The organism is Shigella sp. FJ200513, assembly GCF_040495915.1.
Taxonomy (GTDB): domain Bacteria; phylum Pseudomonadota; class Gammaproteobacteria; order Enterobacterales; family Enterobacteriaceae; genus ECMA0423.
On record NZ_JBDYCV010000051.1, the window covers coordinates 1 to 21,624 of the forward strand.

17 protein-coding genes and 5 pseudogenes are annotated in these 21,624 nt (G+C 51.7%); 17 read left to right on the top strand and 5 right to left on the bottom strand.

Annotated elements, in window-relative coordinates:
• Positions 1-240 precede the first annotated feature (240 nt).
• From ABZJ92_RS12425 to ABZJ92_RS12455, 7 genes and pseudogenes are all read left to right on the top strand, one after another.
• A complete protein-coding gene (locus ABZJ92_RS12425) occupies positions 241-726 on the top strand; it encodes a hypothetical protein (protein WP_001201712.1) in 486 nt (161 codons plus the stop codon).
• On the top strand, positions 723-1,109 hold the full coding sequence (locus tag ABZJ92_RS12430; RefSeq protein ID WP_000667623.1) for a hypothetical protein: 387 nt from the start codon (positions 723-725) through the stop codon (positions 1,107-1,109). The genes ABZJ92_RS12425 and ABZJ92_RS12430 overlap by 4 nt, the downstream gene beginning before the upstream one ends.
• A gap of 24 nt (positions 1,110-1,133) precedes the next feature.
• Complete coding sequence (locus ABZJ92_RS12435) at positions 1,134-3,347, top strand: type VI secretion system Vgr family protein (protein WP_000011500.1); 2,214 nt, start codon at positions 1,134-1,136, stop codon at positions 3,345-3,347.
• Positions 3,348-3,369: 22 nt separating this feature from the next.
• Positions 3,370-3,815 (top strand): annotated as a pseudogene (locus ABZJ92_RS12440) (DcrB-related protein).
• 21 nt (positions 3,816-3,836) lie between these two features.
• Positions 3,837-7,401: pseudogene (locus ABZJ92_RS12445) on the top strand (RHS repeat-associated core domain-containing protein); the annotation flags it as partial.
• A gap of 213 nt (positions 7,402-7,614) precedes the next feature.
• Positions 7,615-7,818, top strand: coding sequence for a hypothetical protein (locus ABZJ92_RS12450; RefSeq protein ID WP_128567422.1), 204 nt, complete (start codon positions 7,615-7,617; stop codon positions 7,816-7,818).
• Between the two features lie 17 nt (positions 7,819-7,835).
• A complete protein-coding gene (locus tag ABZJ92_RS12455; RefSeq protein ID WP_000343515.1) occupies positions 7,836-8,156 on the top strand; it encodes a hypothetical protein in 321 nt (106 codons plus the stop codon).
• A 65-nt stretch (positions 8,157-8,221) separates the two neighbouring features.
• Here ABZJ92_RS12455 and ABZJ92_RS12460 read toward each other — a convergent pair.
• Positions 8,222-8,454 (bottom strand): annotated as a pseudogene (locus ABZJ92_RS12460) (SymE family type I addiction module toxin).
• 109 nt (positions 8,455-8,563) lie between these two features.
• On the bottom strand, positions 8,564-9,334 hold the full coding sequence (gene yafV / locus ABZJ92_RS12465; RefSeq protein WP_001139559.1) for a 2-oxoglutaramate amidase: 771 nt from the start codon (positions 9,332-9,334) through the stop codon (positions 8,564-8,566).
• A gap of 180 nt (positions 9,335-9,514) precedes the next feature.
• On the opposite strand from yafV, the gene ivy reads away from it, so the two are divergent.
• The gene (gene ivy / locus ABZJ92_RS12470) at positions 9,515-9,961 is read left to right on the top strand and encodes an Ivy family C-type lysozyme inhibitor (protein ID WP_005100645.1); all 447 of its coding nucleotides are present in this window, start codon (positions 9,515-9,517) and stop codon (positions 9,959-9,961) included.
• Positions 9,962-10,003: 42 nt separating this feature from the next.
• Here the strand turns inward: ivy and fadE are convergent, their stop codons facing one another.
• Entirely contained in the window at positions 10,004-12,448 is a 2,445-nt protein-coding gene (gene fadE, locus ABZJ92_RS12475) for an acyl-CoA dehydrogenase FadE (protein WP_000973114.1), read from the bottom strand.
• A gap of 239 nt (positions 12,449-12,687) precedes the next feature.
• Here fadE and lpcA point away from each other — a divergent pair, with 239 nt between their 5' ends.
• Positions 12,688-13,266 (top strand): D-sedoheptulose 7-phosphate isomerase, encoded by a 579-nt coding sequence (lpcA, locus tag ABZJ92_RS12480; protein ID WP_000284050.1) that lies wholly within the window; start codon positions 12,688-12,690, stop codon positions 13,264-13,266.
• Positions 13,267-13,471: 205 nt separating this feature from the next.
• A complete protein-coding gene (locus tag ABZJ92_RS12485) occupies positions 13,472-14,239 on the top strand; it encodes a class II glutamine amidotransferase (protein ID WP_000333379.1) in 768 nt (255 codons plus the stop codon).
• Here ABZJ92_RS12485 and dpaA read toward each other — a convergent pair.
• Positions 14,210-14,950 carry a peptidoglycan meso-diaminopimelic acid protein amidase gene (gene dpaA, locus ABZJ92_RS12490; protein WP_001225676.1) on the bottom strand — a complete coding sequence of 247 codons (741 nt, stop codon included), beginning with the start codon at positions 14,948-14,950 and terminating at the stop codon, positions 14,210-14,212. The two genes, ABZJ92_RS12485 and dpaA, sit on opposite strands and share 30 nt — an antisense overlap.
• A 377-nt stretch (positions 14,951-15,327) precedes the next feature.
• Between dpaA and ABZJ92_RS12495 the strand changes: the two are divergent.
• A pseudogene (locus ABZJ92_RS12495) lies at positions 15,328-15,855 on the top strand (C40 family peptidase); the annotation flags it as partial.
• A 175-nt stretch (positions 15,856-16,030) separates the two neighbouring features.
• Positions 16,031-16,528 carry an REP-associated tyrosine transposase RayT gene (gene rayT, locus ABZJ92_RS12500; protein WP_000006251.1) on the top strand — a complete coding sequence of 166 codons (498 nt, stop codon included), beginning with the start codon at positions 16,031-16,033 and terminating at the stop codon, positions 16,526-16,528.
• Positions 16,529-16,744: 216 nt separating this feature from the next.
• Here the strand turns inward: rayT and ABZJ92_RS12505 are convergent.
• Positions 16,745-18,463, bottom strand: a pseudogene (locus ABZJ92_RS12505) (flagellar biosynthesis protein FlhA); the annotation flags it as partial.
• Between ABZJ92_RS12505 and lafU the strand changes: the two are divergent.
• The 5 genes from lafU (at position 18,429) to ABZJ92_RS12530 (ending at position 21,548) form a co-directional block, all read left to right on the top strand.
• Positions 18,429-19,214 carry a putative lateral flagellar export/assembly protein LafU gene (lafU, locus tag ABZJ92_RS12510; RefSeq protein ID WP_000207560.1) on the top strand — a complete coding sequence of 262 codons (786 nt, stop codon included), beginning with the start codon at positions 18,429-18,431 and terminating at the stop codon, positions 19,212-19,214. The pseudogene ABZJ92_RS12505 and the gene lafU sit on opposite strands and share 35 nt — an antisense overlap.
• Positions 19,215-19,284: 70 nt before the next feature.
• Positions 19,285-20,340, top strand: coding sequence for a DNA polymerase IV (gene dinB, locus ABZJ92_RS12515; RefSeq protein WP_001226172.1), 1,056 nt, complete (start codon positions 19,285-19,287; stop codon positions 20,338-20,340).
• 51 nt (positions 20,341-20,391) lie between these two features.
• The gene (yafN, locus tag ABZJ92_RS12520; RefSeq protein WP_000554759.1) at positions 20,392-20,685 is read left to right on the top strand and encodes a type I toxin-antitoxin system antitoxin YafN; all 294 of its coding nucleotides are present in this window, start codon (positions 20,392-20,394) and stop codon (positions 20,683-20,685) included.
• Positions 20,686-20,687: 2 nt separating this feature from the next.
• On the top strand, positions 20,688-21,086 hold the full coding sequence (gene yafO / locus ABZJ92_RS12525; RefSeq protein WP_001263491.1) for a type II toxin-antitoxin system mRNA interferase toxin YafO: 399 nt from the start codon (positions 20,688-20,690) through the stop codon (positions 21,084-21,086).
• Positions 21,087-21,095: 9 nt separating this feature from the next.
• Entirely contained in the window at positions 21,096-21,548 is a 453-nt protein-coding gene (locus ABZJ92_RS12530; protein WP_001059860.1) for a GNAT family N-acetyltransferase, read from the top strand.
• The last annotated feature ends 76 nt before the right edge of the window (positions 21,549-21,624 follow it).

The window sequence follows — 21,624 nt, forward strand, 5'->3', positions numbered from 1 at the left end:
TGGAGCTGCATGACAAGGTCATCGGGCATTATCTGAACATAAAACACTATCAGTAAGTTGGAGTCATTACCTGAAAAAACAAATATTGATGGCAATATCATTATACATAAGGATGGTAGGAGGACGTATTTATTAAATCAAAATACTGGTTCGATTACGGCTGTGATAAGATGGAAGTATGAGTAGTATAAGGATAATACCGTTACAGATGACTGGACTATATGGGAAAAAGCTATTTTTATGCGAGCGATATATTTATCTGTTCAGCAGGCATGGAATGGGAAAATAACTTATTCTGTTTCCGGTGAATCTGAGTTCGCTAAAAAATTTCAGGGTAAAGCTTTGCCTTTTGATGTAAGAATAATTTCTGCATCTCAGAATGAAGACTGGTTGGTTATTGCAACAAAGGTTTTGCCTGGTGCTGATTTAAGAACATATGTTGATTTTAAAAACAGTACGGTTCATGTTGATTCAGCGGGCCTGGAAAAAGTAGCGAAATGTATTAACTGTAATAATACGTTGCAAGTAAATATACCTCATGAAGCCGGACATGTACTTGGTTACTTAGATGATGATTATGATTCTTCGTCTCCGTATGTTGGAGATATTAGTGGGTTGATGAATGTGGGAATGGAGCTTTGGGAACGATACCTTAAAAACGCAACTATAACGTTGAATATCATAATGCCTGAAACTAAATTTACTTTATTGAATGTAACCAAATGAAATTTTTCTGTATTATAGTGATTTTCCTTTCAATAAATTACATAGCTATAGTGAATGTTTTCAAGTCTTCTGCAGTTGCTCAATCCACCAAATATTATGAAGAAAATGATATACATGATGGAAGTAATGACATCTTTTTTATGAAGAAATATGGGCCGCCTGCTCATGAGTTCGTGAGGCCACGATATAAATTTGTTGGTGAGTATTATATCGGCTTGAATCAAACTTATCGCATAACAGATCCTGAATTTCAAGATGTTCCTATTAAGGAAATGTTCTGGAATTTGCAGGGGGATTTGAATCTGACATGTTGGTTTCATTATAAAGACGGGCAATGGAGAGTGATTACTTATATTTTTTGGCCACCAGGGGCTAGATTTTAATCCGGTATTAAAGGAGCAAATATCATGAGTTTTGTATCTACGGGTAATAAACCAGTTGGAAACGGTGGACCCGTCATCACCACACCACCAATAGCTGGCGAAAGTGGCGGTATGAGCACAGGTTCAGCTGTAACCGATGTATCTGGTGCCGCCGAGGAGATGGCAGAACAGGCTGCGGCGGACCTGTTTGGTGCGCTGCCGGAACCGTCAGGTCTGGTTAAAGCCGCAGTAGCTGCTGCGCAGGCTGCCGCTGCAGCAGCAGGGATCTCGGATATGGCTGGTGCAGTTCAGGATGCAGCGGCGTCGCTTGCAGCCGGTGCTCCGGGGGCGCATAACGTCACAGTAAGTGGTAGTGCGGTGCCGCCGCAGATGCTTTTGTTTGCAGGCATGAATGGTTCGGAAGGGCTTGGGAATCTGTTTTCTTACACAGTACAGCTTAAAACGCTGGACGCCCTGAACCTGGGGTACGTTTCCCCCGCTGCTAACCTGCCGCTTCAGCTCATGGTGGGCAAAGACCTGTGCGTCAGTATCGAACTGGACGGCGGCGGAAAACGGTATATCAGCGGGCTGGTGACGGCGGCGAGGGTGGTCGGCCATGAGAGCCGTTCGGTAACGTATGAATTACGCATTGAGCCATGGCTGAAGCTGCTGACCCATACCAGCGACTACAAAGCGTTCCAGAACAAAACCGTGGTGGATATTCTCGATGAAGTACTGGATGAATATTCCTTTCCGGTGGAAAAGCGGCTGGTGGAAAATTATCCACCCCGCGCCTGGCAGGTGCAGTATGGTGAAACCGACTTCGATTTCATCCAGCGCCTGATGCAGGAATGGGGGATTTACTGGTGGTTTGAGCACAGCGAGAACAGCCACACGCTGGTGCTGGTGGATGCCATCAATGGTCATAAAGCGTGCCCTGACTCGCCGCTGGTGGAGTGGCACCAGGAAGGGCTGAAACTGGATAAGGAATTTATCCACACCATTACGGCCAGTGAGAGGCTGCGTACTGGAAAGTGGGTGATGGACGATTTTGATTTTATGAAGCCTCGTTCGCTGCTTAAAAGTACCGTGGCCAGTCCGCGTGATACCGGTCATGCTGAATACGAGCATTACGAATGGCCTGGTGATTACTTCACTACGGGCGAAGGCGAGATGCTGACGCGCATTCGTATGGAAGCGCAGCGCAGCCCAGGCAGCCGGGCACATGGGGCCGGTCATATCCGTACCCTCATGACCGGGTACACCTTTACGTTGATGAATCACCCGACGGCAGAAATTAATCAGGAATATCTGCTGGTACAGACCACTCTGTTTTTACGGGATAATGCGCAGCACAGCGGTCAGGATCAGCATTTTACCTATGTCACCACGTTTGAACTGCACCCCACCAGCGAAGTTTACCGCCCACAACGAACCCTGAGCAAACCCCACACCAAAGGCCCGCAGAGCGCCATCGTCACCGGCCCGGCGGGGCAGGAAATCTGGACGGATAAATATGGCCGGGTGAAGGTGCAGTTTGGCTGGGACCGTTACGGAAAGAATGACGAAAACAGTTCCTGCTGGATCCGCGTCAGCTATCCGTGGGCGGGTAAAGGATTCGGCATGATCCAGATCCCGCGTATTGGCCAGGAAGTACTGGTGGATTTCAAAAACGGCGATCCGGATTTGCCCATCATCGTGGGGCGCACCTATAACCAGGACACCATGCCGCCGTGGGGGCTGCCGGGCATGGCGTCGCAGAGTGGGATATTCAGCCACTCATTGCAGGGAGGGCCGACTAACGGAAATATGCTGCGCTTCGATGATAAAACGGGTGCGGAAGAGGTGAAGTTCCATGCGGAAAAAGACCTCAATACCACGGTAAAAAACAATGAAACCCACACGGTCATGGTCGATCGCATAAAAACCATTGTCAAAAATGAAACCATCAGCGTGGGAGAAGACCGTAATGCCACCATCACAAAAAATGATGGTCTTTCCGTCAAACTGGCTCAAACCATCAATGTCGGAACGACATATCGTCTGGATGTTGGCGATCAATTTACCCTTCGTTGCGGCAATGCAGCGCTTGTATTACACAAGGATGGCTCGATTGAGTTTTGCGGAAAACAACTGTTACTGCACACCAGCGATGTTATGCAACTCATTGGCAGTGGCATTGATATGAATCCGGATGGCGGCACAGCCATGACTGCGGATGATATTGCCCCGTTACCTACCCCCGACGTTTCTGAATAAAAAATATAAAAGGAATTTTTCTATGACCAGCCTTTACCGTATTCAGGAGGGCTGCTTTGCCCTGCCTGAAACTTTTCTTGATCGCACCGTCAATATCTTCGTCCCATCGGGCAATGAAAGGGCAACTCCCAGTCTGAATATTTTCCGCGATACGCTCAGGCCAGATGAAAATCTGACCACCTATATTGACCGCCAGATAGCCTTGATGAAAAAAAAAACCTAGGCCAGCACCGGGTACTTTCGCGGGGAACGGCACTGGCGGGAACTGGCGAAGCTGCCATGACAGGTGAACAGATTCTCGCAACTCATCGTTCTGGAAAAACAGAAGTGTACCAGCGTCAGGCCGGGTTTATCACCGGGCCAGCAAAGGTACTAATGTTGACGCTGACCACTCAGCGTCCTTTTGATGATCACACCGACCAGCTATGGACTGCATGGTTGACTAGTTTTCAGCCTGCTAAAAGCTAAAAAAAACAGGGAGGTTTTGTCATGTATGAAGCCGCACGGGTGGATGACCCCATCTACCACACCAGCGCCCTTGCCGGGTTTTTGATAGGGGCCATCATAGGTATCGCCATTATTGCCGTCGCCAGCTTTGCTTTTTTTACCTGCGGCTTTTTGGCCGGGCTGATTTTGAGTTTTCTGGCTGATCAGATAGCTTCCGGAGTCCTGCAACTGGGTGAGGCTATTGGGCGCTCGATACATTCCACAGTGGGAAAAATTCTGACCGGTTCTGATAATGTCAGCACCAACAGTCGCCCGGCCGCCCGGGCCGTACTGAGTACGGTGATATGCGAAGACCATTCCCCGGAAATCCGCATTGCCCAAGGTTCCGGCAACATCTACATCAACAGCCAGCTGCCCGTAAGGATGACCACACTGAGTGTGATGCAGTGATTGAGGACGGCTCCCCCAATGTCTTTCTCGGCGGCGGTACGCAGACGGTACTGGAAATCAGCCCGGAAATCCCTGACTGGCTGCGTCAGGTGGTGGATGTGCTGTATGTGGTCGCCGGAATGCTTGGCGGGCTGGCTGGCGCCTGGCGTCAGGCGGCAAAGATGGGGTCGAAATTTGGTACAAAATGTGCGGCAAAATTTATTGGTGGCGAAATGGTCGGGATGGCCATCTCTGACACAGTCATGGGATTGTTCAGCAATCCGGTAGATGTCACCACTGGGCAAAAAATTTTGCTGCCGGAGACGGATTTTACCCTGCCAGGACGCCTGCCTGTCACCTGTTCGCGCTTTTACGCCAGCCACCTGGAAACTGAAGGATTGCTGGGCAGAGGATGGCGGCTGAACTGGGAGATAAACCTGCGTGAGGATGAAACATATATCACCTTCATCGGTGTACAGGGTCGGGAACTGAGTTATCCGAAAGAGATGCTGATACCGGGCCACCAGATATTCGACCCGGAAGAGCAGTTTTACCTGAGCCGTCTGCATGACGGATGCTATGTGCTGCATTACACCGACTGCAGCTATTACGTGTTTGATGAATTTGATGACCACGGCGTCGCGCCGTTACTTTTTATGGAGACGCCGTACCGGCAGCGTATTGCTTTCGGGCGTGAGAACGGCAGGCTGGTGCGGGTGGCCTCCAGCAGCGGACACCATCTGTTATTGCACCGCACGATGACGCAAGCAGGGGAACGCCTGTCGCATATTGAACTTTTGAAGGGCGGGCGTCCCGGTAACCTGGTGGAATATCGTTACGACGATAACGGGCAACTGACTGGCGTGGTGAACCGGGCTGGTGTGACGGTGCGCCAGTTTGCCTATGAAAATGGCCTGATGACAGAGCATCGCAACGCGACGGGCTTTACCTGTACCTACCACTGGGAAGAGATTGAAGGTTTCCCGCGCGTGGTGGAACACACGACCAGCGACGGCGAGGATTACCGGTTCCACTATGATTTTGCTGGCGGGCAGACGGTGGTAACCGGCAGGCCGGAGCAGAAGTGGCAGTGGTGGTTTGATGAAGAGACGTATGTGACTGCGCACCGGACGCCGGGCGGCGGAATGTACCGCTTCACGTACAACGAAAACCATTTTCCGGTAGCGGTGGAACTCCCCGGCGAACGCAGGGTAACGCTGGAATACGACACCCTGAGCCGGGTGGTGAAAGAGACGGACCCGGCAGGCCGGGTGACACAGACGCAGTGGAACGGCAGTTTTGCTGAAATCACGCGCCGGGCGCTGGATGACGACCACGTATGGAAGGCGGATTACAACGAACACGGCCAGGTGATACGGGAGACGGACCCGGAAGGGCGCGTCACGCGGTACGGGTATGATGATCAGGGGCTGCCGGAGACGGTCTGCCACCCCGGTAAACAGCAGGACCGTTACACCTGGAACGCGCTGGGGTTACTGAGCAGCCACCGTCGCATCACGGGCAGTGTGCAGTCCTGGCAGTATACGCAGCGCGGGATGCTGGCGCGCCATACGGATGAAGAGAAACGGGAGACGCGCTGGCAGTACACCCCGGAAGGGCTGGTTGCCAGTCTGAGCAACGGCAACGGGGCTCAGTACCGGTTCAGCTACGACGGCGACGGACGGCTGACGGGAGAACAGCGCCCGGACGGCCTGATAAGGATGTTTGCGCTGAATGCGGACGGGTTTCCGGTCATCATCCCGACGCAGGGCACAGAGGGCGGGGTGCGCAATGAACAGCAGGAGCGTGATGCGCTGGGCCGCCTGCTGCGCAGTGACACGCAGCACAGTACACGGACCTTCAGCTACAACCGTCTTGACCAGATAACGGAAGTGACGCTCACCCCCACGGAAGAAGGGGAACGGCTGCACCACATGCAGGCGGACACGGTGCGTTTTGCGTATGACCGCAGCGGGTGGCTGACGGCAGAGCACAGCGTGCACGGCAGTATCAAATACCGGCGCGATGCGCTGGGCAATCCCACCGATATCACGTTGCCGGACGGGCAGCATCTCAGTCATCTTTACTACGGCAGCGGGCATCTGCTCCAGACGGCACTGGACGGTATCACGGTCAGTGAATATGAGCGTGACAGCCTGCACCGTCAGGTGATACGCACGCAGGGGAAACTGGCGACGTTCAGCGGCTACAACGCCGACAACCGGTTAAGCTGGCAGCGCAGCCTGCCAGGTGGCAGCCAGAATCCACAGCAGGCGGTACTCCCCCGGCGCAGAACGACAGCGTGACGGCGCGGGACTATATCTGGAACGCAGACGGTGAAGTCGGCGGCATCAATGACAAACTGCGCGGTTGCCTGGTGTTCAGCTATGACCGCAGCGGCTGGCTGACCAGCCGCACGGGGCAGATGTATGACCATGACCATTATTATTACGACAAAGCGGGCAACCTGCTGACGGATGAGTATCAGGGAGCGGTGATGGATAACCGCCTGCCGGGTTACGGGCGTGACCGCTACCGCTATAACGAATGGGGCGAACTGACAGAGCGCAGGGACCAGCAGCTGGAGTGGAACGCGCAGGGCCAGTTAACGCGGGTCATCAGCAGCAACAGCGAGACGCGGTATCAGTACGATGCGCTGGGCAGGCGCATCAGCAAGGCGACCAGCAATCTCCATACCGACCGGGGAGAACGAAGCCGGACAACGTTTGTGTGGGAAGGGTTCCGGCTGTTACAGGAGACAACGTGGCAGGGAAAGCGGACATACCTGTACGATGCGGAACAGCCGTACACGCCGGTGGCTGCCATCACGGGGCGCGGAGAGAGCCAGAAAATCTGGTATTACCACACGGACCTGACGGGCACGGTACACGAGGTAACCGCGCCGGACGGGACGCTGGTGTGGGCGGGCTACCAGGCGGGATTTGGTGAAAACCGGGGCGACATCAGCAACAGCGGGGCGTACTTTGAGCAGCCGCAGCGGCTGCCGGGGCAGTACTTTGACGAAGAAACAGGGCTGCATTACAATCTGTTCAGGTATTATGCGCCGGAGTGCGGGAGGTTCGTAAGCCAGGACCCGATAGGATTAAACGGTGGGTTGAACTTATATGCTTATGCGCCTAATCCGTTAGGTTGGATCGATCCGCTAGGACTGAATTCTTTAGGAATAGATTCAAATAATATATTTAGAGGAGATGGTAACTATAAAGGTGGCGGAATTGGACAGCCAAAGAGTGGCACAATATCAGCACAGGACATTATTGATCATCTCTAAGAAAAAGGTGATGGGCGTTTAACATCTTTTAGTACTAAAAAAACATCTAGTTCCAACTCTCGTGGTGCAGATTTTTTCTCAAAAAAACATGTCTTCAAAGTGGCAGTTTCTGATCTCGATGATTTAGTTAAAAATAATCAGATCACTGTTTTAACACAAGAAAAAGTAAAAGCAATATTTGGTTTAGAATCAAGCAAGAAAATTAGAAAAGAACTTGGTAATATTCTTCAGAATATGGCTAGGAATAATGAGGTGTTAGTTCATGGGCAAATTCTTGGAAATAAAGTTAGCCGATGTAATTAGTTAGTGGAGAGGAAGTTGTGGACGAAATTAGAATAAGAATTGCTGGTAATACGGCTGCGCCTTGTTTCCATGTGCTAAAAAATAAGGGATATAAAGTAACAATGGAAACTCATGCATTATCTGACGATTGTTTAGATTGTGTATATGATTGGTATGCGGAAAAAAATGGACAATTTTTTAGTGCAACGAGTCCAGAAGAGTTACTTGGATTAGTTGCAATGTGGGAAGTTCGTGGTAATGACTGGAGAGCTAATTTGAATGAGATAAATACTTATCAAAAAGCCATAGAAGAATCCCCGTTTTTTGATAAAAACGGCAATGAAATAGAGTCTGACTAAATTTTATTGATATAGCAACGATAATAACCGGAAATTTCTTCCAGATCTTTCCGGCTTTTTATTATTTAACTTTCGTTCAGCACACTAAACATCCCGTCTCGCATCCCCTTAACTGGCTGTTTAACCTGATAAAGTTCCCTGCGCAGTTCCTGTACTTCGTTGTTATCCCAAGCAGGATCAAACATCCCTCCGAGATCTTCACGGTAACGCCCGTGCCGATCTCAAATCCCGCTTTTCTCAGCCATTTGGCGCTGATTTTGATCACCGGCGTGTCGCTGCGGTTGGGCAGATAACCCACGGTACAGCGACGCTGTGTTTTGGAAATGGTGACTTCTGGCGTAATATTGTGTTTAAGTTAGGGGCTTTCGTAATCTAGCCCAGCCCCCGGCCCTAAACACAACCCCCACTCACCACAACCTAAACTCATCCGCATCCCGCCATGCCGGAAACTTTTCTCTATATTCCCGCAATGCCACCATCGACAGCTCCGCATCAATACGCGTTGCCTTATGCGCGTCGGCGGTAGCGATAATCTCGCCTTGCGGATTAATCACCCGGCTGTCACCGCGATAATGGCAGCCGTTGCCATCGCTGCCGACGCGATTGCATCCCGCCACATACGCCTGATTCTCAATCGCGCGGGCCGTCAGCAATGCCTGCCAGTGCAGAGAGCGCGGAGCTGGCCAGTTGGCGACGTACAGGGCGAGGTCATAATCGTTGAGATTGCGCGACCACACTGGAAAACGTAAGTCGTAGCACACCAGCGGCAAAATACGCCAGCCGCGCCATTCCACAATCACTCGCGCATTGCCCGCTTTATAATGCAGATGCTCATCTGCCATGCGGAACAGATGACGCTTATCATAAAAATGTACCGTGCCGCCCGGCTCAACCAGCAAAAAGCGGTTAACCGAACCAGACTCCGTTTGTAATGCAACACTGCCTGCAATCAGCGCATTGCACTGCTGCGCCTTAGCTGTCATCCAGTTCACTACGTCATCTTGTGCAAGCGACGAAGCTGCCGCTTCCATGGCAAAGCCGCTGGTAAACATCTCCGGTAGAACGATCACATCGCGCCCGGTAATACCTTCCAGTTGACGATCAAAATGGCGCAGGTTGGCAGGACCATCCACCCACACCAACGGTTGCTGCAAAAGCGTAATCTTCAAACTAGGCACGGTGTACAACTCCTTTATGCGAAGGGTTTTATAACTTTAACACCTTATCAGGCAGTTGCCTTAGCGCAGAATAAATTGATAACAAATGCTGATATTGGAAATATCTGATTTGCAAATTATCGTGTTATCGCTAGGCTTTAGGAGGTTAATAACATGGGCAGGATAAGCTCGGGAGGAATGATGTTTAAGGCAATAACGACAGTCGCCGCACTGGTCATCGCCACCAGTGCAATGGCGCAGGATGATTTAACCATTAGCAGCCTTGCAAAGGGCGAAACCACCAAAGCTGCGTTTAATCAGATGGTGCAAGGGCATAAGCTACCTGCATGGGTGATGAAAGGCGGTACTTATACTCCCGCACAAACCGTAACGTTGGGAGATGAGACGTATCAGGTGATGAGCGCGTGCAAACCGCATGACTGTGGCTCGCAACGTATCGCTGTGATGTGGTCCGAGAAATCTAATCAGATGACGGGGCTGTTCTCGGCTATTGATGAGAAAACGTCGCAAGAGAAACTCACCTGGCTGAATGTGAACGATGCGCTTTCGATTGATGGTAAAACGGTGCTGTTCGCGGCGTTGACCGGCAGCCTGGAAAACCATCCGGATGGCTTTAATTTTAAATAATTAGCGGATAAAGAAACGGAGCCTTTCGGCTCCGTTATTCAATTACGCGGCTTCAACTTTCCGCACTTTCTCCGGCAACTTTACCGGCTTCGTCGCCAGCTCTTCCGGATCAAAGTCATCAACGTTAATACTGCGCAGACGGCTTTCTTCCGCTTTCACCAGAATAGCGGCTTCATCTTTATCAATCAGCCCCTTCGTCAGCGCGTTGTGCGCCAGTTCATCCAGACGGGTAAATGGCAGATTTTTACCCAGCTCTTTACAGATCCGCTGATGAATCGGGTCGGCGGCAATCACATCCACCAACGCCTCTTCCAGTAAACCAACCGGGTTATGCTCGCTTGGCGTCAGGTACTGACCGCGACCAATACGTGAACGAGTGGCGTTCGGCACTTGTAAAATCTTCGCCATTTTATGATCCAGCTTGTCAGACGGTGCCAGATAATGACGTCCGGTCGGGAAGATCACCACATTCAGCAGCCCGGCAACCACGCGGTTCGGGAAGTTTTGCAGTAAATTGTCCATTGCCTGTTCTGCCTGATACAGCGCATCCTGTACGCCCCAGTGCACCAGCGGCAGATCGGCTTCATTACGGCCTTCGTCGTCATAACGCTTCAGAACGGCAGAGGCGAGGTAAAGCTGGCTTAAAATATCCCCCAGACGTGCCGAGATACGCTCACGACGTTTCAGGCTGCCGCCCAGCAGTGCCATCGAGACATCAGAAAGCAGGGCGAGGTTGGCGCTCAGGCGGTTCAGGTGCTGATAGTAGCGTTTAGTGGCATCGCCGGTTGGCGTGCTGCTGGTTAAACCGCGCGTCAGGCCCAGCCAGAAGCTGCGAACTTTGTTGCTACCGACGTGACCGATATGTTTGAACAACAGTTTATCGAACGCGTTGACGTCATTGTTCTTCGCCGCTTCCATCTCTTCCAGCACGTACGGATGGCAACGAATCGCTCCTTGTCCGAAGATCATCATGCTGCGGGTCAGAATGTTAGCCCCTTCAACGGTGATGGCAATCGGTGCGCCCTGGTAAGCACGCGCCAGGAAGTTGCTTTGCCCGAGCATAATGCCTTTACCGCCGGTAATATCCATCGCATCAATAATCGACTGCTGCCCGCGGTGGGTACAGTGATACTTAACGATAGCCGACAGCACGGCAGGTTTTTCGCCGAGCATAATGCCGTAGGTAATCAGCGATGCCGCAGCATCCATTACATAAGCGTTCCCGGCAATACGCGCCAGCGGCTCTTCAATCCCTTCCATCTTACCGATAGAGATTTTGAACTGACGGCGAATGTGAGAATACGCGCCCGTTGCCAGCGCTACCGATTTCACGCCGCCGGTTGAGTTGGAAGGCAGGGTGATGCCGCGGCCTACCGAGAGGCACTCCACCAGCATCCGCCAGCCTTGCCCGGCCATTTTCGGCCCGCCGATGATGTAATCGATCGGCACGAAGACATCTTTACCGCGCGTCGGTCCGTTCTGGAACGGTACGTTCAGCGGGAAGTGGCGACGACCAATTTCCACGCCCGGCGTGGTGGTTGGGATCAGCGCACAGGTAATGCCTAAATCTTCTGCACCGCCGAGTAATTTTTCCGGGTCGGAGAGTTTAAACGCCAGCCCAAGCACGGTCGCAATCGGTGCCAGCGTAATGTAGCGTTTGTTCCAGGTCAGACGCATCCCCAGCACCTGCTGGCCCTGCCATTCGCCCATGCAGACAATCCCGGTGTCCGGAATCGCGCCCGCATCGGAACCCGCTTCCGGGCTGGTCAGTGCAAAGCAGGGGATCTCCTGACCACGCGCCAGACGCGGCAGATAGTGATCTTTCTGCTCGTCAGTGCCGTAATGTTGCAACAGTTCGCCCGGGCCTAATGAGTTTGGCACGCCGACGGTAATCGCCAGGATCCCGCTCACGCCAGAGAGTTTTTGCAGCACACGAGACTGGGCATAAGCTGAGAACTCCAGTCCGCCGTACTCTTTTTTGATAATCATCGCGAAGAAGCGATGCTCTTTAAGGTACGCCCACAACTCCGGTGGCAGATCCGCCAGCTCATGAGTAATCTGGAAATCATTCGCCATCCGGCAGGCTTCTTCTACCGGGCCGTCGAGAAACGCTTGCTCTTCAGCGGTCAGGCGCGGCTGCGGATAGTTATGCAGCTTTTTCCAGTCCGGCTTGCCCTGGAACAAGTCGCCCTCCCACCAGGTGGTGCCCGCATCAATCGCTTCTTTCTCAGTGCGCGACATCGGCGGCATCACCTTACGGAAACCGCGAAATACCGGCGCGGAAATCATCGACTTACGCATAGGCGCAAAGTTAAATGGCACGAGGATAATGGTCAGAGGCACCAGTACCCACGCCGACCACAGACCAGCAACGCCGAGGGCGGCTGTCCAGGCGAGCAAAATCAGACTGCTGATAAATAAGCTCACGCGGTGATAGAACAACGCGCCGAGCAGGACAACCGTAGCGAGAATACTCAAAATCATCATAACGAAAAGCCCCTTACTTGTAGGAGGTCTGACCACTTGTGATGATATGGTTGTAGTGGATGTAAAAACATTTAGCAATGTGTTTACAATATAATTACAACAAAGCTCACATTGTTGCTGTTTTTATCCGCACTTCAGGTCAAAAAGTCCTGGTCATAGCACCTGCCCGTACTTCTCGCTTTTGGCGGTATCCGGTACACTGCATTTTGTCTATTACATTTATGCTGAAGGATATCCTCATGTACCAGGATCTTATTCGTAACGAACTGAACGAAGCGGCGGAAACGCTGGCTAACTTTTTAAAAGATGACGCCAATATTCACGCCATTCAGCGCGCGGCGGTCCTGTTAGCAGACAGCTTTAAAGCCGGTGGCAAAGTGCTTTCCTGCGGCAACGGCGGTTCCCATTGCGACGCTATGCACTTTGCCGAAGAGTTGACCGGTCGCTACCGTGAAAACCGTCCGGGCTACCCGGCGATTGCTATTTCTGACGTTAGTCATATTTCCTGCGTCGGTAATGATTTCGGTTTCAATGATATTTTCTCCCGCTACGTTGAAGCGGTAGGTCGCGAAGGCGATGTACTGCTGGGGATCTCCACCTCCGGTAACTCTGCAAACGTGATCAAAGCGATCGCAGCGGCGCGTGAGAAGGGGATGAAAGTGATCACCCTGACCGGTAAAGACGGCGGTAAAATGGCTGGCACGGCGGATATCGAAATTCGCGTTCCGCACTTTGGTTATGCCGACCGCATTCAGGAGATTCACATTAAAGTGATCCATATCCTGATCCAGTTAATTGAAAAAGAGATGGTTAAGTAAGTCTGGCGTAGGCCGGATAAGGCGTTTACGCCGCATCCGGCACTTGTGCGCTGATGCCTGATGCGATGCTGACGCGTCTTATCATGCCTACAAATCTGTACCCGAACCGTAGGCCGAATAATTCGTTTACGCCGCATCCGACCTGAAAATTCTTAAATCAATCTTCGCCGGGGTCCATGCGCTCCCGCTGTTGTGGAGGTTACCCATGTGCGAATTGCTCGGGATGAGCGCCAACGTCCCTACCGATATCTGCTTTAGTTTCACCGGACTTGTACAGCGTGGTGGTGGAACCGGGCCACATAAAGATGGCTGGGGCATTACCTTTTACGAAGGTAAAGGCTGTCGCACATTTAAAGATCCACAACCCAGCTTTAATTCCCCCATCGCCAAACTTGTCCAGGACTACCCGATAAAATCCTGTTCGGTGGTGGCTCATATTCGCCAGGCTAATCGGGGCGAGGTGGCGCTGGAAAATACTCACCCATTTACCCGCGAGTTATGGGGGCGTAACTGGACTTATGCCCATAACGGACAACTGACGGGCTACAAATCACTGGAAACCGGCAACTTCCGCCCGGTCGGTGAAACCGACAGCGAAAAAGCCTTTTGCTGGCTGCTGCATAAATTAACGCAGCGTTACCCGCGCACGCCGGGCAACATGGCGGCAGTGTTTAAATATATCGCCTCACTGGCGGATGAACTGCGGGCGAAGGGCGTTTTCAACATGCTGCTTTCGGACGGGCGCTATGTAATGGCGTATTGCTCGACTAATTTACACTGGATCACCCGCCGCGCGCCGTTTGGCGTGGCAACGTTGCTGGATCAGGATGTGGAAATCGACTTCAGCTCGCAGACCACACCGAATGATGTGGTCACGGTGATTGCGACACAGCCGCTGACGGGCAATGAAACCTGGCAAAAAATTATGCCAGGCGAATGGCGCTTATTTTGCCTCGGGGAGCGTGTAGTTTGATGCCAGTTGTGGCTGCACCACTTCGTGGCTTAACGGCTTGCTGACCACGTAACGGCCATTGGCCACAGAAACGGTCGGTGGCTTACGGGTTTGCTCAAAGTAGTCGTAGCCCGGCTTCAGCTGCTCCCAGAAGTCCTTAAAGTTGGAATATTTATGGCGCTTCATATTGGCGTCGGTCATGCGGAATGGGTAAATACTCACCTGCACGCTCGGCTGACCAAACACCAGCGCACCAGTAACGAACTGGAAGATCTCATCAATACCCTGATTGGTCATTGCGTAGCAGCCGATGGATACACAATCGCCGTGGATCATCAGGTATTTCCCTTCATAACCATGCGCACGGTCATAAGCATTGGGGAATCCAATATTAATCGCTTTGTAGTAACGGCTGTCTGGTTTTAACTGATTACGCTGGACGCTATAAAACCCTTCCGGGCTTTTGAAATCGCCCTGACGCTGTTTTGGCCCTAAGCCGCCGGAATATTTACAGATTTTATAACTGTCGAGCAGTTGATATTGCTCGCCCATTTTGACGTAAAGATCGAGCGTACGTTCTTCCTTGAAGATCTGGATGTAGACAGGGGATCCCATCAACTGCTGCTTATACTCTTTGCTCACTGGCGTGGTCGAGCTACTGCTGCCCAGCAAACCGGCAAACGAAACGCACGGGATCAACAACATCGCAAGAATTAATGCGATTTTACGCATACTGCTTATTCCTTGATAAAACGGTTACACACGCCAGGACGGCAAAATGGATCCCAAATCGGAATAGTCTGGATTTGGAAGGCTCACATTATCACCAAAAGAGTTTTACGCAAGCCTGTCGGCGCTGGGTTTACAAATTTAGCACAGGGGCAGTTTTCAATAGTCCGAAAAGCGCATGTATCATTTATTTCCTAATATTATGAAATCTCAATAGTAATATGCAAATAAGCAATTAATAATCCCGTTTACTCCTCCGGTCTTTTAAAATTCTCACCTTCATTCAGCCGGTTTATGTCTTTCATGTCTTCGTTCTTGCTCGGCAGATTTTTGCATCCAGGCGTGTTTTCGTTATGCGTTTTGCTCCCTTTACTCGCCAGCGCCACCACAACCGGGAGCAGATAAAACAGCATCCAGAATGGTTTCCTGCGCCGCTCAAGGCGAGTGACAGACGCTGGCAGGCGCTGGCGGAAAACAACCACTTTTTAAGCAGCGATCACCTGCATAACATCACCGAAGTGGCGATTCACCGCCTGGAGCAGCAGCTTGGCAAGCCTTACGTCTGGGGCGGCACGCGGCCCGATCAAGGCTTCGATTGTAGTGGGTTAGTTTTTTATGCCTACAACAAGATCCTTGAGGCGAAACTCCCGCGCACGGCCAATGAGATGTACCACTACCGTCGGGCAACGATTGTGGCGAATAACGACCTGCGCCGGGGAGATTTGCTATTTTTCCATATCCACAGCCGCGAGATTGCCGACCATATGGGGGTGTATCTGGGCGACGGTCAGTTTATTGAGTCACTGCGCACCGGGGAAACCATTCGGGTAAGCCGGTTAGCCGAACCTTTCTGGCAGGACCATTTTTTAGGCGCGCGCAGGATTTTGACGGAAGAGATGATTTTGTAGGCCGGATAAGGCGTTTACGCCGCATCCGGCGGTTGTGCACGGATGCCTGATGCGACGCTGACGCGTCTTATCATGCCTACAAATCTGTGCGTTTTTGCGAGCCGCTTTCCCGATATAACACAGCGTCATTGTCGGCCTTTCCTTTTCCTCTTACCGTTGAGAAAAAGGAGTCGCTATGTCGGAATATCGTCGTTATTACATCAAGGGGGGAACATGGTTTTTCACGGTAAATTTACGCAATCGTCGAAGCCATCTTCTGACCACCCAGTTCCAGACGCTCCGTAACGCCATTATTAACGTTAAGCGAGACAGACCTTTTGAAATTAACGCCTGGGTCGTTTTGCCGGAGCATATGCATTGCATATGGACATTACCCGAAAGCGATGATGATTTTTCCTCTCGCTGGCGGGAGATTAAAAAGCAGTTCACCCATGCTTGCGGATTGAAAAATATCTGGCAACCGCGTTTTTGGGAGCATGCCATTCGCAATACAAAAGATTATCGCCATCATGTTGATTATATTTATATAAATCCAGAGAAACATGGCTGGGTAAAGCAGGTGAGTGATTGGCCATTCTCAACGTTCCATCGCGATGTCGCGCGAGGGTTATATCCCATCGATTGGGCGGGAGACATAACGGATTTAAGTGCCGGGGAGCGTATCATTTTATAACTGTGCGCTGGTGCCGGATGCGCTTACGCTTATCCGGCCTACAAATCGTGCTTTAACGGTAGGCCGGATAAGGCGTTCACGCCGCATCCGGCAGTTATGCGCAGATGCCTGATGCGACGCTGGCGCGTCTTATCATGCCTAAAAACTTGTGCCTGAACGGTAGGCCGGATAAGGCGTTTACGCCGCATCCGGCAATTGTGCACCGATGCCGGATTCTTACATCAACGCCCCCATAATCTTCAACTCCAGCTCATCCGGCACTTCGTTATACGACAGCACATGCAGCCCCGGCGCAAACAACCTTGCATAACGCGGCAGCAAAGGGCGTAGCTGCGGCGGCACCAGCAGCACCGGATCTTTCCCCGCCGCTTTCATCTGCTCTTTCACCTGTGGCATCGTGCTCTGGAACTGGTTGAGCATATTCGGGTCAACCGGCACGCTGTCGAGCATCACTTTGCCGGCCTGTTGCGCCTGATTCACTACGTTGGTCAGCAGATTTTCCAGCTCATTATTCAGCGTATACACCGTCAGCTCCTGCTTGCGAACGAACGGATGAGTAATGCTGCGCCGCAGCGCCAGGCGCACATCGGCCGCCAGCAGAATATGATCTTTAGTCACCGTGCTACTGGCGACCAGCACGGTGGCGATGGTGACGATATCGCGCAGGGAAACGCCTTCGGTCAGCAGCGCCCGGTACACTTTCAGCAATTGGCTGTAATTGAGCGCCGCGCTTAAATCCTCCGCCAGGCGCGGTGCCATCGACGACAAACGGTTATGCAACTGCGTGATGTCATCATAGTTAAACAAATCAGGAATATAGCTGCGCACAATCTTGTTCACATGGGTGGCAATCACACTGGCGCTGTCGATCACCTGATACCCCATATTCAGAGCCTTCGCTTTCTGCGCAGGCTGGATCCAGGTGACCGGTATCCCGTACGCCGGGTCGTTCCCCAGCACGCCGTCAATCTCGCCGTAGGTTTCGCTGGAGGGCAGCGCCATCAGTTTATCCGCCGGAATATCCGCTTCATCAGCCTCAATGCCGTTGATGAAAATAGCGTACTGGCTGGGCTTGAGGCGGAAGTTTTCCCGAATGCGGATCTCCGGCAGCAGCACGCCGTTACCGTCGGAAATCACCTGCCGAACGCCGCGAATCCGCTGGGTGAGCGGGTTGCCCTGCGCTTTGTCCACCAGCGCCACCAGCTTGTAGCCGAGGCTTAAGCTGATGGGCTCGATCAGCGGAATAGTTTCCCAACTGACCTGTTGTTCGCTGGTTTCAGTGATGGTGCGGGTCAGCGTTTCGAGGCTTTTCTCTTCCGCCTCCGCCGCCTGCGGGCGTTTGCTCATCCGCCAGCCGGTAAAGCCAAGCAGGGCGCTGAACAGCAAAAACGGCAGATGCGGCATCCCCGGCACCACCGCCAGCACGAACATGATCCCGGTGGCGGTGTAGAGCACCGACGGGCTTGCCAGCAACTGGTGGCGCACGTCATGGGCGATATCGCCGTTGTCGCTGACGCGGGTGACGATAATCGCCGCCGCGGTGGAGAGCAGCAGGGAAGGGATCTGCGCCACCAGGCCGTCGCCGATGGTCATCAGCACGTATTGCTGGAAGGCGGCGTCGGCGCTCAGGTTGTATTTGAAGATGCCGATACAGACGCCGCCGCTCAGGTTGATCGCCAGAATCATCATCCCGGCGATGGCGTCTCCGCGTACAAACTTCGATGCCCCGTCCATCGCGCCGTAGAAATCGGCCTCGCTGGCAACATCTTTACGCCGGGTTTGCGCCTGCGCCTGGTTGATCAATCCGGCGTTAAGATCGGCGTCAATCGCCATCTGTTTGCCGGGCATCGCGTCCAGGGTAAAGCGGGCAGAAACCTCGGAAATACGCTCGGCCTCTTTGGTGACGACGATAAAGTTGATTGTCAACAGCGTCAGTAAATCCGAGCGTGAAAGCATTATCGCCGCGCTGCACGGGCAGTCGATTTTTAACGGTGGTGGGCTGTCGCCGTTAAATAAAATCAGCCCGTCTCATCCGCCAAAACCTGCCACCGTGGCGGTGCCGGAAGAGACGGAGAAAAAAGCGCGTGATGTGAATGAGAAAACGGCGCTGCTGAAGAAGAAATCCGCCACCGAGCTTGGCGAGTTGGCAACCAGTATCAACACCATTGCCCGTGATGCGCATATGGAAGCGAATCTGGAGATGGAGATTGTTCCCCAGGGATTACGCGTGCTGATTAAAGACGACCAGAATCGCAATATGTTCGAACGCGGCAGCGCGCAGATTATGCCGTTCTTTAAAACTTTGCTGGTGGAGCTCGCGCCAGTGTTCGACTCGCTCTATAACAAAATTATTATTACCGGGCATACCGATGCGATGGCCTACAAAAACAATATCTACAACAACTGGAACCTTTCGGGCGATCGCGCGCTTTCAGCTCGTCGGGTGCTGGAAGAGGCCGGAATGCCGGAAGATAAAGTGATGCAGGTAAGCGCAATGGCGGACCAGATGCTGCTGGACGCGAAGAATCCGCAAAGCGCGGGCAATCGGCGTATTGAGATTATGGTGCTGACCAAAAGTGCGTCCGATACGCTGTATCAATACTTTGGTCAGCATGGGGATAAAGTGGTGCAGCCGCTGGTGCAAAAGCTGGATAAGCAGCAGGTGCTTTCGCAGCGAATGCGCTAAATGCTGAATCTTTACGCATTTCTCAAAACCTGAAATCACTGTATACTTTACCAGTGTTGAGAGGTGAGCAATGCGTAAAATCATTCATGTGGATATGGACTGCTTTTTCGCAGCGGTGGAGATGCGCGACAATCCCGCTCTGCGCGATATCCCTATTGCTATTGGCGGCAGCCGCGAACGTCGGGGGGTGATCAGCACCGCCAATTATCCCGCGCGTAAATTTGGCGTACGTAGCGCTATGCCTACTGGGATGGCGCTCAAATTATGCCCACATCTCACCTTGCTTCCGGGGCGCTTTGACGCCTACAAAGAAGCCTCAAATCATATCCGTGAAATCTTCTCGCGCTACACCTCGCGCATTGAACCGTTGTCACTGGATGAGGCTTATCTCGATGTCACCGATAGCGTCCATTGCCACGGTTCTGCGACCCTCATCGCCCAGGAAATCCGCCAGACGATCTTCAACGAGCTGCAACTGACGGCATCTGCGGGCGTGGCACCAGTAAAGTTTCTCGCCAAAATCGCCTCCGACATGAATAAACCCAACGGTCAGTTTGTGATTACGCCGGCAGAAGTTCCGGCATTTTTACAAACCTTACCACTGGAAAAAATCCCCGGCGTCGGCAAAGTCTCGGCGGCAAAACTGGAAGCGATGGGGCTGCGGACCTGCGGTGATGTACAAAAGTGTGATCTGGTGATTCTGCTTAAACGCTTTGGCAAATTTGGCCGCATTTTGTGGGAGCGTAGTCAGGGGATTGACGAGCGCGACGTTAACAGCGAACGGTTACGAAAATCCGTCGGCGTGGAACGCACGATGGCGGAAGATATTCATCACTGGTCTGAATGTGAAGCGATTATCGAGCGGCTGTATCCGGAACTTGAACGCCGTCTGGCAAAGGTAAAACCTGATTTACTGATTGCTCGCCAGGGGGTGAAATTAAAGTTCGACGATTTTCAGCAGACCACCCAGGAGCACGTCTGGCCGCGGCTGAATAAAGCTGACTTAATCGCCACCGCGCGTAAAACCTGGGATGAACGCCGCGGCGGGCGCGGTGTGCGTCTGGTGGGGCTGCATGTGACGTTGCTTGACCCGCAAATGGAAAGACAACTGGTGCTGGGATTATGATGTATACTATTATGTATATTCTGGTGTGCATTATTATGAGGGTATCACTGTATGCATCGAATTCTCGCTGAAAAATCGGTCAATATCACTGAGTTACGTAAAAACCCAGCTAAATACTTTATTGATCAACCAGTTGCGGTTCTTTCTAATAATCGCCCCGCAGGATATCTCTTAAGTGCCAGCGCATTCGAAGCGTTAATGGACATGCTTGCTGAACAAGAGGAGAAAAAGCCCATAAAGGCGCGCTTTCGTCCAAGTGCTGCAAGATTAGAGGAAATTACACGCCGCGCTAAACAATATCTTAATGATATGACGGATGATGATTTCAATGACTTTAAGGAATAAGGATGCGGGTATTCAAAACAAAACTTATTCGCCTGCAACTTACAGCAGAGGAACTTGATGCGTTAACGGCGGATTTTATTTCCTATAAGCGTGACGGTGTTTTGCCAGATATATTTGGTCGCGATGCACTCTACGACGACTCGTTTACCTGGCCATTAATCAAATTTGAGCGAGTTGCTCATATTCATCTGGCAAATGTGAATAATCCATTTCCGCCACAGTTGCGCCAATTCAGCAGAACGAATGACGAAGCGCATTTGGTATATTGTCAGGGTGCGTTTGATGAGCAAGCATGGTTGCTCATTGCCATTCTGAAGCCTGAACCTCATAAACTGGCTCGAGATAACAACCAAATGCATAAAATTGGAAAAATGGCAGAAGCGTTTCGCATGCGTTTTTGAATTTATATTATGAATAACATACAAATAAGAGATTATCAGCCTGGCGATTTTCAGCAACTATGCGCTATTTTCATTAGAGCGGTTACGATGACCGTCAGTCAGCATTATTCACTACAACAAATTGCCGCCTGGGCGCAGATTGACGAATCTCGCTGGAAGGAGAAACTCGCGAAATCACAAGTGCGGGTTGCAGTTATTAATGCAAAACTGGTCGGCTTTATTACCTGCGTTGAACACTATATCGATATGTTATTTGTTGACCCTGAATACACCCGCCGTGGGGTTGCCAGCGCTTTGTTAAAACCTTTTATTAAGTCTGAATCCGAACTTACGGTGGACGCAAGCATAACCGCAAAACCCTTTTTTGAACGTTATGGTTTTCAGACAGTTAAGCAGCAGCGCGTTGAATGCCGGGGAGCGTGGTTTATTAATTTTTATATGCGTTATAAACCGCAACATTAAATCCAGCTTGCAATGAAAATAACGCCCGCCTAGTATGTGCGCGTTTTCTTATTCCACAAACTGCAAGGAGGTAAAT